Below are 13,563 nucleotides of genomic sequence, written 5' to 3'. Positions count from 1 at the left end.
CGCTCGGATTCGCCGCGAGGGGCCAATCTCGTAAAAATATGGCTCGTAAAAATATGGGCCCATGCCGCCCAAACGGCCAAAGGCTGATCAAGATACACAGCGGGCCCTAACCACACAAGCCGCCAAAAGTCGCAGGAACCCGCACCGCGCATGCCTCATAGGTAGGGTATGCCTGAGTGCAACCCGAGCCCATAAACGCCGACCGCCCTGTTTGAGGCGGTCGGTGTGGTTTATCCGCAAGCTATTGAGAACATGCCAAAAACCTCAGCCGGTATTGCGCAAACCGGCGGCAATACCCGCCACCGAGACCAGCAGCGCCTGTTCCAGAGGGCTGTCCTGCGCGGCTTCCTGACGCCGTGAACGTGCCAGCAACTCGGCCTGCAACAGGTGCAAAGGGTCCAGGTAGGTGTTGCGCAGGCGGATAAACTCCAGGGTGTCGGGGCTGTGGGCCAGCAGCTGCGACTGGCCAGTCAGGCCAAGCACCACGCCACAGGCCTGCGACAATAGGTCGCGCAGGTGCGCACCTAATGGCAACAGGTCAGGCTGCACCAGGCGCTCGTCATACAGGCGCGCGATATCGGCATCGGCCTTGGCCAGGACCATTTCCAGCATGTCGATGCGGGTGCGGAAGAATGGCCATTGCTCGCGCATCCGCCCCAGCAGTTCGCCTTCACCCCGTGCCAGGGCTTTGCTCAACGCGGCTTCCCAGCCGAGCCAGGCCGGCAGCATCAGGCGGGTCTGGGTCCAGCCGAAGATCCACGGGATGGCCCGCAGGCTTTCTATCCCCCCGGCACGGCGTTTGGCCGGGCGACTGCCCAAGGGCAAGCGCCCCAGCTCCTGCTCGGGGGTGGACTGACGAAAATACTCGACGAATTGCGGATTCTCCCTCACGACCGCACGATAGGCACTGACACCGTCGGCAGCCAATTCATCCATCAAATGCCGCCAGGCCGGTTCCGGTGGTGGCGGTGGCAACAGCGTCGCTTCCAACACCGCCGCCAGGTAGAGGTTGAGGTTCTGCTCGGCGATGTCCGGCAGGCCGAACTTGAAGCGGATCATTTCACCTTGTTCGGTGGTGCGGAAACGCCCCGCCACCGACCTCGGCGGCTGCGACAGAATCGCCGCATGCGCGGGGCCACCACCCCGTCCGACGGTGCCGCCGCGACCATGGAACAGCAGCAGTTCCACCTGTTGCTCACGGCAGATGTCCACCAGGCGTTCCTGGGCACGGTACTGCGCCCAGGCGGCGGCGGTGGTGCCGACATCCTTGGCCGAGTCCGAATAGCCGATCATCACTTCCTGCGGGCCCTGCAACCGCGCGCGGTAGCCCGGCAGCAGCAGCAGTTGCTCGATCACCGGGCCGGCGTTATCCAGGTCGGCCAGGGTTTCGAACAGCGGCACCACACGCATCGGCCGTTGGACGCCCGACTCTTTAAGCAGCAGTTGCACCGCCAGCACATCCGACGCGGCGCCAGCCATGGAGATAACGTACGAGCCCAGCGACGCCGCCGGTGCCGCCGCCACTTCCTTGCAGGTATTGAGCACTTCGGCGGTATCGGCCGAGGGCTTGAAATAGCCCGGCAGCAGCGGACGACGGTTGACCAGCTCCTTCATCAGGAAGCTGATGCGCATCTCTTCGTTCCAGTCTTCGTAACGACCCAGGCCGAGGTAGTCGGTGATTTCGGTCATGGCCGCCGAGTGGCGACTGGCGTCCTGGCGCACGTCGAGGCGTACCAGGAACAAGCCGAAAGTCACCGCCCGGCGCAGGCAATCGAGCAGCGGGCCATCGGCAATCACCCCCATGCCGCATTCATGCAGCGACTGGTAGCACAGCTCCAGCGGCTCCAGCAGGTCACGGTTGTGCTGCAACACTTCGGCAGGCGCCGGCGTACTGCTGCTCAATGCGGTATGCGCCCATTGGCGCGTGGCGCGCAGGCGTTCGCGCAGTTGCTTGAGCAACGCGCGATAGGGTTCAACACTGTCGCCGACCTTGGCCTGCAACGCCGGGCTGGCCCGTTGCATCGACAGCTCGGACGCCAACTGATCGATGTCACGCAGGTACAGGTCGGCGGCCATCCAGCGCGCCAGCAGCAAGACCTCGCGGGTTACCGGCGCCGTGACATTCGGGTTGCCATCGCGGTCGCCGCCCATCCACGAGGCAAAGCGAATCGGCGCGGCTTCCAGGGGCAGGCGCAGCCCTGTGGCGGCGTGCAAGGCATGATCGGCCTTGCGCAAGTAATTGGGGATGGCGTGCCACAGCGAATGTTCGATCACCGCAAAGCCCCACTTGGCTTCGTCCACCGGGGTGGGCCGAGTACGACGGATTTCTTCGGTGTGCCAGGCTTCGGCGATCAACCGTTGCAGGCGCTCGCGGATCTGCTCGCGTTCGGCGCCGGTGAGGTCGCGGTGATCCTGCAGCGCCAGTTGCGCGGCGATGGCGTCGTATTTCTGGATCAGGGTACGGCGCGCCACTTCAGTGGGGTGGGCGGTGAGCACCAGTTCGATCTCCAGGCGCCCCAACTGGCGGGCCAGGGATTCGTTGCTGTGGCCTTCGCTTTGCAGGCGGGCCAGCAACTCCGGGAGCACACGGGCCTCAAAGGGCGCCGGTTGCGACTCATCGCGCCGATGAATCAACTGGTACTGCTCGGCGATATTGGCCAGGTTGAGGAACTGATTGAAAGCCCGGGCCACGGGCAGCAATTCGTCTTCCTGCAACTGGTTGAGGCTGGCGCTCAGCTCATCGCCAGCGGCTTTCTCCGGGACGGCACCGCGACGATCGGCCTTGGCGCCCTTACGGATCTGCTCGATCTTGTCGAGAAACTCATCACCGTACTGCTCTCGAATGGTGTTGCCCAACAGCTCACCCAGCAGGTGAACATCCTCACGCAAGCGTGCATCGATATCACTCATCAGCCAATCTCCAGCCAGAAATCCGGGACGCGCAGGCCTGCCAGAGTGCCGCCAGCATCGTTTTAAGACAAGACTTTAAACCTTGTGGGTTGCAGCTAGTCTCAACAGTGAGTCGCCGTGTTATCTACCGCAGGCTTTATTGAGGTTGCCATGAAAATTCGAGAACTGGCCCAGCATTGGGAAGAGAACGCCAAGGGTCGCTTGACCAAGACCGAATACGCGATCCGTCTGGATGTGGAGGCCGCTGCCAGGCTGGCAGCTATCGCCGAAATGTACCCCAAGCGCCACCCCGAAGAGCTGCTCGGCGAGCTGATCGGCGCCGCCCTCGAAGAGCTGGAAGCCAGCTTTCCCTACATCAAGGGGCAACACGTGATCGCCACCGATGAAGAGGGCGACCCGCTCTACGAGGACGTCGGTCCCACTCCGCGCTTCCTGACGTTGTCCCGTCGCTATCTGCACGATTTGTCCGCCAGCGCTGACGACCAGCAGCACTGACCGACCTCGACCGATACCGATCTACCCCCGTATTCCGGGCCTGTGCAAGGGCTCGGAGTACCCCTGTGCGTGGCAGAAGTTCCAACTTTTTACCCTGACCATTCAGTCAGTTATTTTTTTAGGCCAATCGCCATCTTCGCTGAACTATTCAAAAAAGCCTCGGGTCACAACCAGTAAGCCATCACTTTGGAACGGCCGTTTGAAAGGGCGCCGCGTGCCGTATCGCTGGCCCCGCGACCGCTGTCCACGCGAGATGGATGTTGATGTTTTTCAGGAGCTATCCAATGGAGTTGAAGACGATGAAGACCAGCACTGCCAAATCCACGTTTAACCACCTGCGCGGGCTCAAATTGGCCGCGCTGGCAATCGGCACCAGCTTCGTTCTGGCTGGCTGCGCCGGCAACCCGCCCACCGAGCAGTACGCAGTCACTCAGTCTGCGGTGAACAGCGCGGTCAGCGCGGGCGGCACCGAGTACGCGGCCGTGGAAATGAAGTCGGCCCAGGACAAGCTCAAGCAGGCTGAAATCGCCATGCATGACAAGAACTACGACGAAGCCCGTCGCCTGGCTGAACAGGCCGAGTGGGACGCTCGCGTCGCCGAGCGTAAAGCCCAGGCCGCTAAAGCCGAGCAGGCTGTGAAGGACTCCCAGAAAGCTGTTCAGGAGCTGCGTCAGGAAGGCATGCGCCCGGCTGCCATCCAGCAGAAATAAGCTGCCCCCTGATTGCATTGCACCCGCTATCGAATTGAAAGGACGACATGACTATGCGTAAACAATTGATGATCCCTGCCCTGCTGGCGATGAGCGTTGCCCTGGCGGCCTGCTCGACCCCGCCGAACGCGAACCTGGAAAATGCACGGACCAACTTCTCGGCCCTGCAAGCCAACCCGAATGCCACTAAAGTGGCGGCCCTGGAAACCAAGGACGCCCAGGATTGGCTGGACAAGGCTGACAAGGCCTACCGCGACAAGGAAGATCAGAAGAAGGTCGACCAGTTGGCTTACCTGACCAACCAGCGCGTTGAAGTGGCCAAAGACACCATCGCGCTGCGCGAATCCGAAGCCAAGCTGAAAAATGCCGGCGACGAACGTGCCCGCGCCTTGTTGGAAGCCCGTGATGCGCAGATCAAGCAACTGCAGGACAGCTTGAACGCCAAGCAAACCGAACGCGGCACCCTGGTGACATTTGGCGACGTGCTGTTTGCCACCAATAAGTCCGACCTGAAATCCAGCGGCCTGGTCAACATCACCAAGTTGGCGCAGTTCCTGCGCGATAACCCGGATCGCAAAGTGATTGTCGAAGGCTACACCGACAGCACCGGTTCCGATTCGTACAACCAAAGCCTGTCCGAACGCCGCGCGGCGTCTGTACAGCGTGCACTGGCTCAGCAAGGCGTGGACATTTCGCGCATCGTGACCCAGGGCTATGGCAAGGAATATCCGGTTGCCGATAACGGCAGCGTATCGGGTCGTGCCATGAACCGCCGCGTTGAAGTGACCATCTCCAACGACAACCAGCCGGTCAAGCCGCGTTCGTCCGTCGCTAACTGAGGGGTGGATGCACCCTGAAGAACCCCGCCAATCGGCGGGGTTCTTTGTTTAGAGTGGATCAATCAAAAGTTGATCGAGCCCTGGCCCTGGGGCGACCCCGTCGGAATCTGGCCGCCGCCCTGCTCGCCGCCTTGGCCGCCCGGGTTACCTTGAGACAGTTGCGCGAGCAATTTCTTGAGCAACTCTTCGATGCCCTCCCCCCCCTGAGACCCCTGGCCTCCCTGGGAGCCCCCACTGCCTTCACTGCCTTTAGCTTGAAGCTGGTTCTGCAAACGCTCGATTTGCTGCTTGAGGTCTTGAGAGCCGCCGCCCTGTTGAACACCGCCGCTCCCAAAGTTGCCCAGACTGCCACCACCCGAAACGCCATTGATCCCGTTCATAAATTCCGACTCCAGACTCAGTAAAAAATTGGACTGATCAGCGATAGCCATCAGTCCGAAGTCTGTGGCAGGCGAGCCAAAATGGTTCCGACCGGATCAATAGAAAGCTGACATGTCTTGAATGGCTGATCGGCAACATTCAAGGCCTTTTCCCACGGTTGTCATGCAGCGGGCTTACTGCTGCAGTTGCGGCGTGTCCTGGCCCAGGCAGCGCACCGCCTGCTTCTTGTTGTTCACCAGCACGCCACTGAGGCCCTTTTGTTCGGTGTCGAACATCACCAGTACGCCATCGACGCATTGCGCCACCTGTGCGGCCGGCGTCAGGGAAATCTTGTAGTCCTCGCCGGGCACGGTCTTGAGCATGGTGAATTCACTGAGCAGCAGCGCATCTTCCGGCTTGGCGAAGTGCAGGTAGCCGTAGTACCACAGGCAGCCAACGGTGCCGATGATGGTACCGATGCCAGTGAGGATCAGCGGGATCATGTTGCGTTCTTCGCTCATTGCGGGCTCTCTGATGAGTCAACGTTGGGAGTGGGGTAATTCGGAATCTCGCCCAGCCGGCGCAGGCCGTTGAAGTGCTGTGGATCGTCCAGATAGCGCAGCATCACGGTTTGCCAGGTCTTGTCGGCAAAGGTCTGCACATGGCCACCCCGGGTCAACTGCAACACCCTCGGCGGGGGCGCGGCCTGGTACAGGCGGATGCCGTTGGCCAGAGGCACGATCGGGTCATCCAGGCTGTGGAACAGCAGCTTCGGCACCCCGGTCAACCGTGGCATGGCATTGATTGCACTGTCGGCATCCGGTACCAGCCAGGACAAGGGCACCTGGAACGGCCATGTTAACCAGGAGGTGCTCAGCGCGAATTGTCCTACGTCACGATAACTGGCGGGCACGCCGTCCAGCACCAGGGCCTTGAGCCGGGCCTGCCGCTCGGGATGGGCCGCCAGGTAATGCACCGCCAGCGCACCGCCCAGGCTTTGACCGAGGACGATCAATGGCTGCCCCTGAGTTTCAGGGGCCGTGTCGAGCCAACGGAACGCCGCATCGACATCCTGATAAATCGCCGGCAATGACGGCTTGCCTTCCGACAGGCCATAACCGCGATAGTCCAGCAGCAGCACTTGATAGCCCTGCTCCGGCAACCACCAGCTGCCACCCAGGTGCCAGGCCAGGTTGCCGCCGTTGCCATGCAGGTGCAGCACCGTGCCCTTGAGCGGTACACCGGCCTTGGCCGGCAGCCACCAGGCGTGCAGCTTCAGGCCGTCGGCGGTGGTGAGGGTGACGTCGCGGTACGCCAGGCGGGCTTTTTCCGGCGTGAACGGCAGGCCCGGTTCAGGGTAGAACAGCAGTGAGCTGCAGCCGTTCAATGTGAGTAGCAGGCATAGAATGCCGAGGATTCTCATCCGTTGAAGCCTCGTAATTGAGTTGAAATTTGCACACGTGTGGAGATCCATTGTGGGAGCAAGCCCGCTCCCACACTTCATGACCCGGCTCCTTCAAGAAAATCCCTAAAGGATATTCGAATAATCCGCCTCGATCCGATCCAGGCTCAGGTGGTTGAGGAAGTTGGAGAAACACATCCACGCCGCCAGGGCGTTCATGTCGCGGAACTGCTCGGGCAGGTACTTGGGCGGCACCACCAGGCCTTCGTCCACCAACTGGCGCAGGGTGCGCATGTCTTCCAGGGTGGTCTTGCCGCAGAACAGCAGCGGCACCTGCTCCAGCTTGCCTTTGCGCACGGCCAGCTGGATGTAGTTGTAGACCATGATAAAGCCCTTGAGATAGGACAAATCCTTGGTAAACGGCAGGCCGTCCGGTACCGAGCCACGGAACACGCGGCTGGCATTGCCGTAGCTTTCGGCCATTTCAAAGCCTTGCTCGCGGAAAAACTCGAACACCTGCAGGAAGTCGGCGCCCTCTTCCACCATGTGGATGGCGCGGGTGCGGTTGGTCAGTTTACGCAGACGGCTGGGGTAGGACGCGAACGTGATGATCTCCATCAGGATCGCCAGGCCTTCCTGGGTCACGGTGGACGACGGCGGCCCCTTGGACAGGAAGGTGCAGATCGGCTGGTTCTGCCCGTTGAGGGTGGTGCCGACGTGCACCAGGCCCTCATGCACTTCCAGGGCACGCACGTCGCGGCTGTTGAACATCGCATCGGCGCGGATCTTGATGTAGTCGGCACCCGCGGCGGCGTCGGCGACGATGCCATCGGACTCGAACACGCGGATGGTTTCTTCCGCTTCACCGAACACCTTGTTCAAACGGGTTTGCAGCAGGGCGACGGCGTCCTTGGCGGTGAGGGTCTTGGCTTCGTCTTTGAGGTCGCCACGGCCGTCGATATTGTTCAGGTAGTCTGAGAGCATCAGACCCAGGTCGGCCAGGGTCGGGTCGCCGGCGTGGAATGCATCGGAGGCGGCGCCGTACAGTTCCTGGGAGATCAGGCCGAAGTCCTCGGTGCCACGCGCCTCGAGCATGCGCACTACCATGCGGTATTCGCGGCACATGCGGCGCATGATCTGCCCCACCGGGCTGAACTGGCCGAGACGGCGGGTGATATCGCGCTCTATGTTCTGGAACTCCAGCTTCACCGCGCTGGAGTCGAATGACAGGGGCCGGTTCAGGTAATAGCCGCGATCCACGGCGGGCATTTGCTTGCCCTTGCCCTTTAAGAACCCCTGGCGAATGTTGTCGTCCCACTTCACGGCGTCGAGGACGCGAATCGGTGTTTGCGCCAGCACAATGCGATCGGACAAGGTGCGTATCGTCTGCTGGTAATCGTCCACCCGGTGCTTCCTCTTTAAACGTTATTTACCCACGCGCCGATAGCGCGCGGCTTCAACGAACACGTCGGCATTGGCCGGATCATCCAGGTAGGCAAATACCTGCTCCATGGCGCTGTCCACCAACACCCCGTCGCCTTCGACGGTTTCCACGGTGTGGCCGCGCAACGCCTGTTGGCCGATGGCTTGGCGGATCTGTTCCAGATCCAGGTTGTAGACCACCAATTCGTGCTTTTCGTCGAACTCAAAGCCGGCCAGGATGAAGTTTCCACCGAGCTTGGCCGGTAACGGCGCCGACAGGTACCAACGGTTGCCATGGCGCGACACGGTAAACAGGTACTCATCGCGCTGGCGAGGCGTGGCTTCAGGGTAGCTCACGGCTTTATAACGGTGGTCACCCGCGCGGGTGATGCGCAGGTTGAGTGGCTCGCCCCATGCATTGTTGCTGGCCCATTGGCCCAGCAGTTCATCCGGTGCAGCTTCATGGGTCGCCAGCGGTTCCTTGAATGTCACCAGGCAACCGCTGAGCAGCAGGAACGACACGACGATTGCGACGACACGCCAGGCTTTCATGTAATACCCCGTCAGATGTGGGAGCTGGCTTGCCTGCGATAGCATCACCCTGATTTATCCGAAGCACCGAGCTGCCTGTATCGCAGGCGAGCCAGCTCCTACACACAGCAGATCGTGCACCGGCTCAAACCGAGGCCAACACCAAATGCATGTAACGCTTGAGGATCTCAAGCATCTCTTCACCGGTCAGAGGCTCTGCGCCGCCCAGCAGGCCCTGATATTCCATCCGACTGATAATCGCCGTCAACACTTTGGCATCCTGTTGCGGCTCGCGGGAGCCCAATACCTGGAAAAACTGCCCGGTGCCCTGCAACAGGATCTGCTGGTGAGAGCGTACCAGTTCAGCCAGGCGCGGGTTCAGCAGGGCTTCCTGGCGGAAGGCCTGTTCGGCCATCAGGTATTCGCGCCGGTTGCTCAGTTGACGCAACACGTAGTCGGCGGTCAGCCGCGCGATGTCGTCGGCCAGTTGCGAGCGCGACTCCGGGCTGCCATCGCCGTAGGCGACCATCTCGCGCAGCAAACCTTCGTTGCGCACCCACAGCTTGCCCATGAAGGCGGCGCTGCGCTCGACATACTGGGCGAAGGTATCGGTGAGCAGGTCATCGATATCCTTGAAGTAGTAGGTGGTCGCCGACAACGGCACCCCCGCCTCCGCCGCCACCGCACGATGGCGCACGGCACGCACACCGTCACGCACCACGATGCGCATGGCCGCATCGAGGATGTCTTGCCTGCGTTGCTCGCTGCCCCGACGACTGGCCTTGCGGCCCTGGTACTGGACGCTTTCAGCCACGGCAGCAGCAATGCCGGCGGCGCCTTCTTGAGCCATTACGCGGTTCACGACACACATCCTTGAATAGATCAAAACCTGGCGCTGTTCGCTTGACGCTTATAAACGCCGCATAAAAAAGCCGCCTTATAAAAGGCGGCTTCGGATTTCGCTACGGTTACGCTTGTGGCCGCATGTGCGGGAACAGGATCACATCGCGGATCGACGGCGAGTTGGTCAACAACATCACCAGGCGATCGATGCCGATGCCTTCACCTGCCGTTGGCGGCATGCCGTATTCCAGGGCACGCACGAAGTCGGCGTCGTAGTGCATGGCTTCGTCGTCGCCGGCGTCCTTGTCGGCCACCTGGGCCATGAAGCGCTCGGCCTGGTCCTCGGCATCATTGAGCTCGGAGTAGGCGTTGGCGATTTCGCGGCCGCCGATGAACAGCTCGAAGCGGTCGGTGACGTTCGGGTTGTCGTCGTTGCGACGGGCCAGCGGCGACACTTCGAACGGGTACTGGGTAATGAAGTGCGGCTGTTCCAGCTTGTGCTCCACCAGCTCTTCGAAAATCATCACCTGCAGCTTGCCCAGGCCTTCGAAGCCCAGCACCTTGGCGCCGGCTTTCCTGGCGATGGCGCGCGCCTTGTCGATGTCGTTGAGGTCGTCGGCGGTCAGTTCAGGGTTGTACTTGAGGATCGAATCGAACACCGACAGGCGCACGAACGGCTCGCCGAAGTGGAACACCTTGTCGCCGTACGGCACGTCGGTGCTGCCCAGGACCAGCTGTGCCAGTTCGCGGAACAGTTCCTCGGTGAGGTCCATGTTGTCTTCGTAGTCGGCGTAGGCCTGGTAGAACTCCAACATGGTGAATTCGGGGTTGTGACGGGTCGAGACACCTTCGTTACGGAAGTTGCGGTTGATCTCGAACACCTTCTCGAAGCCCCCGACAACCAGGCGCTTGAGGTACAGCTCCGGCGCAATGCGCAGGAACATTTCCAGGTCCAGTGCGTTGTGGTGGGTTTCGAACGGCTTGGCCGCGGCACCACCGGGGATGGTTTGCAGCATCGGCGTTTCCACTTCGAGGAAGTCACGCTGCATCAGGAAGCTGCGGATGTGGGCGATGACTTGCGAACGCACGCGGAAGGTCTGGCGCACGTCTTCGTTGACGATCAGGTCAACGTAGCGCTGGCGATAGCGCTGCTCGGTGTCGGTCAGGCCGTGGTGCTTGTCCGGCAGCGGGCGCAGCGACTTGGTCAGCAGGCGCACGCTGGTCATTTCAACGTACAGGTCGCCCTTGCCGGAACGGGCCAGGGTACCTTCGGCGGCAATGATGTCGCCCATGTCCCAGGTTTTCACCGAGGCCAGGGTTTCTTCCGACAGGGTCTTGCGGTTGACATAGACCTGGATGCGCCCGGTCATGTCCTGGATCACCATGAACGAGCCACGGTTGAGCATGATGCGACCTGCCACCTTGACCGGGATCGCTGCTTCCGCCAGCTCTTCCTTGGTCTTGTCCGCGTACTGCTTCTGCAAGGCATCGCAGTAGTTTTCGCGGCGGAAGTCGTTGGGGAAGGCGTTACCCTTGGCGCGCTCGGCAGCAAGCTTTTCCTTGCGCAGGGCGATCAGGGAGTTTTCTTCCTGTTGCAGGGCTTGCGGGTCGAGTTGTTGGTCGCTCATGTCTTAAAATTTTCCATCAGGTTCGTTGCCCCCGGCCTGCGGCCGGGGATCGCGGGCAAGCCCGCTCCTACAAGGGTATTACAAGCCGGACTTGAGGCTGGCTTCCAGGTATTCGTCGATATCGCCGTCGAGTACCTTGTCGCAGTCGCTGCGCTCGATGTTAGTGCGCAGATCCTTGATCCGCGATGCATCGAGTACATACGAACGGATCTGGTGACCCCAGCCGATATCCGACTTGGTGTCTTCCAGCGCCTGGGAAGCGGCGTTGCGCTTCTGCATTTCCTGCTCGTACAACTTGGCCCGCAGCATTTTCATGGCGGTGTCCTTGTTCGCGTGCTGGGAACGTTCGTTCTGGCAACTGACCACGGTGTTGGTCGGTACGTGAGTGATACGTACGGCCGAGTCGGTGGTGTTTACGTGCTGACCACCGGCACCCGAGGAGCGGTAGGTGTCGATGCGCAGGTCGGCCGGGTTGATCTCGATTTCCACCTTGTCATCGATCTCTGGCGAAACGAACACAGCCGAGAACGAGGTGTGGCGACGGTTGCCGGAGTCGAACGGGCTCTTGCGCACCAGGCGGTGCACGCCGATCTCGGTACGCAGCCAGCCAAAGGCGTATTCGCCCTTGATGTGCACGGTCGCGCCCTTGATACCGGCGACTTCACCGGCCGACAGTTCCATGATGGTGGCGTCGAAACCGCGCTTGTCAGCCCAGCGCAGGTACATGCGCAGCAGGATGTTGGCCCAGTCCTGGGCTTCGGTGCCACCGGAACCGGCCTGGATGTCCAGGTAGGCGTTGTTCGGGTCCATTTCGTGGCTGAACATGCGACGGAATTCAAGCTTGGCGAGGTTTTCCTCGAGACGGGCCAGCTCGGCGACGACATCGCCCACTGCGCCTTCGTCGTTCTCTTCGACGGCCATGTCCAGCAGGTCGCGGCAATCGCCCAGACCGGTGTTCAGTTCGTCGAGCGTATCGACGATCTGCGCCAGCGCAGAGCGTTCGCGGCCCAGTTCCTGGGCGTATTCAGGTTTGTTCCAGACACTCGGATCTTCAAGCTCGCGATTGACTTCGGTCAGGCGCTCATGCTTTTGATCGTAGTCAAAGATACCCCCGAATAGTTTCGGAGCGCTCGGACAGGTCCTTGATGGTGTTAAGGATCGGGTTGATTTCCATGGCGGGCAGCACTCGTTGGCGAACTTTTTCAAAGCCGGCGAGTATAACGACAAACAAGCTGAAACGGCAGCCCGCTTGGCGAAAAGGCGGTCACAGGAACAATGCAGATCCAATGTGGAGGCTGACTTGCCTGCGATAGCGGCGAATCAGATACCGATGTGGTGACTGACCGTCCGCCATCGCAGGCAAGCCACACACAAGGACTCGGCGTCGCTTGTAATTACTCGATAACAACCTGATTGCGCCCATTGTGCTTGGCCATATACAGCCCCTTGTCCGCCGCCATGATCAGTTGGCGACAATCGGTGCCCTGCACCGGCGTCATGGTCGACAGGCCGATGCTGATGGTCAGGCAGGAACCTTCCGACGGGGCGTTGTGCGGGATTTTCAGGGCGGCCACGGACATGCGCAGTTTTTCCGCCACCAGCCGCGCGCGCCCCGGCGAGGTATTGGGCAGCACCAGGGCAAATTCCTCACCGCCGTAGCGCGCAGGCAGGTCCGAAGGGCTACCACTGGCTTCGCGGATGCTGGCGGCAACCTTGCGCAGGGCTTCGTCGCCTTCGACGTGGCCGAAGCTGTCGTTATAGGTCTTGAAAAAGTCCACATCGATCATCAGCAGCGACAGCTGGGTCTGGTCACGCAGGGCGCGGCGCCACTCCAGCTCCAGGTATTCATCGAAGTGCCGGCGGTTGGACAGCCCGGTCAGGCCATCGGAGTTCATCAGCCGCTGCAGCACCAGGTTGGTGTCCAGCAACTGTTGCTGGCTGACCCGCAGCGCGCGATAGGCGGCGTCGCGCTGCAACAGCGTCATGTAGGAGCGCGAGTGATAGCGAATGCGCGCCACCAGCTCAATGTTGTCGGGCAGCTTGACCAGGTAATCATTGGCCCCGGCCGAGAACGCCGCGCTTTTGATCAGCGGGTCTTCCTTGGTGGAAAGCACGATGATCGGTATGTTCTGCGTGGCCGGATGGTTGCGGTATTCGCGCACCAGGGTCAGGCCGTCGAGGCCGGGCATGACCAGGTCCTGCAGGATCACCGTGGGCTTGATGCGGATGGCCTGGGCAATCGCCTGATGCGGGTCGGCACAGAAGTGGAAGTCGATGTTTTCTTCATGGGCCAGGCCGCGCCGTACGGCTTCGCCGATCATGGCCTGGTCGTCGACCAGCAACACCATGGCGGCATTTTCGTCGGTCTTGATGGCGTCGATCTGTAAATCAATCATGTGCAGTTACCTGAATTACTACCTGCA

The 13,563-nt window shown here is 61.1% G+C and carries 13 protein-coding genes; 3 read left to right on the top strand and 10 right to left on the bottom strand.

Annotation, left to right across the window (positions count from 1 at the left end; all coding sequences use genetic code 11):
- Positions 1-264 precede the first annotated feature (264 nt).
- The gene (gene ppc / locus AB4O05_RS10860; protein WP_460131044.1) at positions 265-2,910 is read right to left on the bottom strand and encodes a phosphoenolpyruvate carboxylase; all 2,646 of its coding nucleotides are present in this window, start codon (positions 2,908-2,910) and stop codon (positions 265-267) included.
- 150 nt (positions 2,911-3,060) lie between these two features.
- Here ppc and AB4O05_RS10855 point away from each other — a divergent pair, with 150 nt between their 5' ends.
- The 3 genes from AB4O05_RS10855 to AB4O05_RS10845 all read left to right on the top strand — a co-directional run bounded on the left by AB4O05_RS10855 (position 3,061) and on the right by AB4O05_RS10845 (position 4,954).
- Entirely contained in the window at positions 3,061-3,405 is a 345-nt protein-coding gene (locus AB4O05_RS10855; protein WP_460131046.1) for a pilin assembly protein, read from the top strand.
- Positions 3,406-3,704: 299 nt separating this feature from the next.
- On the top strand, positions 3,705-4,115 hold the full coding sequence (locus tag AB4O05_RS10850; RefSeq protein ID WP_460131048.1) for a DUF4398 domain-containing protein: 411 nt from the start codon (positions 3,705-3,707) through the stop codon (positions 4,113-4,115).
- Between the two features lie 53 nt (positions 4,116-4,168).
- A complete protein-coding gene (locus AB4O05_RS10845) occupies positions 4,169-4,954 on the top strand; it encodes an OmpA family protein (protein WP_460137621.1) in 786 nt (261 codons plus the stop codon).
- Positions 4,955-5,016: 62 nt separating this feature from the next.
- Here AB4O05_RS10845 and AB4O05_RS10840 read toward each other — a convergent pair whose 3' ends face one another.
- The 9 genes from AB4O05_RS10840 to AB4O05_RS10800 form a co-directional block, all read right to left on the bottom strand.
- Positions 5,017-5,334, bottom strand: a complete 318-nt coding sequence (locus AB4O05_RS10840) for a hypothetical protein (protein ID WP_460131050.1) — start codon at positions 5,332-5,334, stop codon at positions 5,017-5,019.
- A gap of 174 nt (positions 5,335-5,508) precedes the next feature.
- Positions 5,509-5,835: a hypothetical protein gene (locus tag AB4O05_RS10835; RefSeq protein WP_460131051.1), complete on the bottom strand. Its 327-nt coding sequence runs from the start codon at positions 5,833-5,835 to the stop codon at positions 5,509-5,511.
- Complete coding sequence (locus AB4O05_RS10830) at positions 5,832-6,737, bottom strand: alpha/beta hydrolase (protein WP_460131053.1); 906 nt, start codon at positions 6,735-6,737, stop codon at positions 5,832-5,834. Before AB4O05_RS10830 ends, AB4O05_RS10835 begins: the two co-directional genes overlap by 4 nt.
- A 105-nt stretch (positions 6,738-6,842) precedes the next feature.
- Positions 6,843-8,120, bottom strand: coding sequence for a flavohemoglobin expression-modulating QEGLA motif protein (locus tag AB4O05_RS10825; protein ID WP_460131056.1), 1,278 nt, complete (start codon positions 8,118-8,120; stop codon positions 6,843-6,845).
- 21 nt (positions 8,121-8,141) lie between these two features.
- On the bottom strand, positions 8,142-8,690 hold the full coding sequence (locus AB4O05_RS10820; RefSeq protein WP_460131059.1) for a hypothetical protein: 549 nt from the start codon (positions 8,688-8,690) through the stop codon (positions 8,142-8,144).
- Between the two features lie 124 nt (positions 8,691-8,814).
- Entirely contained in the window at positions 8,815-9,531 is a 717-nt protein-coding gene (locus tag AB4O05_RS10815) for a TetR/AcrR family transcriptional regulator (RefSeq protein WP_460131062.1), read from the bottom strand.
- Positions 9,532-9,637: 106 nt separating this feature from the next.
- Entirely contained in the window at positions 9,638-11,140 is a 1,503-nt protein-coding gene (gene lysS, locus AB4O05_RS10810; RefSeq protein ID WP_460131064.1) for a lysine--tRNA ligase, read from the bottom strand.
- 78 nt (positions 11,141-11,218) lie between these two features.
- A protein-coding gene (gene prfB, locus AB4O05_RS10805) for a peptide chain release factor 2 (protein ID WP_108240705.1) occupies positions 11,219-12,314 on the bottom strand; the annotation gives its coding sequence in 2 pieces (ribosomal slippage) (positions 11,219-12,241 and positions 12,243-12,314; 1,095 coding nt in all).
- Between the two features lie 220 nt (positions 12,315-12,534).
- A complete protein-coding gene (locus AB4O05_RS10800) occupies positions 12,535-13,536 on the bottom strand; it encodes a diguanylate cyclase domain-containing protein (protein WP_460131066.1) in 1,002 nt (333 codons plus the stop codon).
- Positions 13,537-13,563: the final 27 nt, after the last annotated feature.

The organism is Pseudomonas sp. S1_G07 (genome assembly GCF_054668565.1).
The sequence above is the reverse complement of the archived record's forward strand: the minus strand, read 5'-3'. Positions and strand labels throughout refer to the sequence as shown.

Coding starts and splice junctions, on each gene's coding strand:
- ppc (WP_460131044.1), bottom strand. CDS start 2,910: ATGAGTGATATCGATGCACGCTTGCGTGAGGATGTTCACCTGCTGGGT.
- AB4O05_RS10855 (WP_460131046.1), top strand. CDS start 3,061: ATGAAAATTCGAGAACTGGCCCAGCATTGGGAAGAGAACGCCAAGGGT.
- AB4O05_RS10850 (WP_460131048.1), top strand. CDS start 3,705: ATGAAGACCAGCACTGCCAAATCCACGTTTAACCACCTGCGCGGGCTC.
- AB4O05_RS10845 (WP_460137621.1), top strand. CDS start 4,169: ATGCGTAAACAATTGATGATCCCTGCCCTGCTGGCGATGAGCGTTGCC.
- AB4O05_RS10840 (WP_460131050.1), bottom strand. CDS start 5,334: ATGAACGGGATCAATGGCGTTTCGGGTGGTGGCAGTCTGGGCAACTTT.
- AB4O05_RS10835 (WP_460131051.1), bottom strand. CDS start 5,835: ATGAGCGAAGAACGCAACATGATCCCGCTGATCCTCACTGGCATCGGT.
- AB4O05_RS10830 (WP_460131053.1), bottom strand. CDS start 6,737: ATGAGAATCCTCGGCATTCTATGCCTGCTACTCACATTGAACGGCTGC.
- AB4O05_RS10820 (WP_460131059.1), bottom strand. CDS start 8,690: ATGAAAGCCTGGCGTGTCGTCGCAATCGTCGTGTCGTTCCTGCTGCTC.
- lysS (WP_460131064.1), bottom strand. CDS start 11,140: ATGAGCGACCAACAACTCGACCCGCAAGCCCTGCAACAGGAAGAAAAC.
- AB4O05_RS10800 (WP_460131066.1), bottom strand. CDS start 13,536: ATGATTGATTTACAGATCGACGCCATCAAGACCGACGAAAATGCCGCC.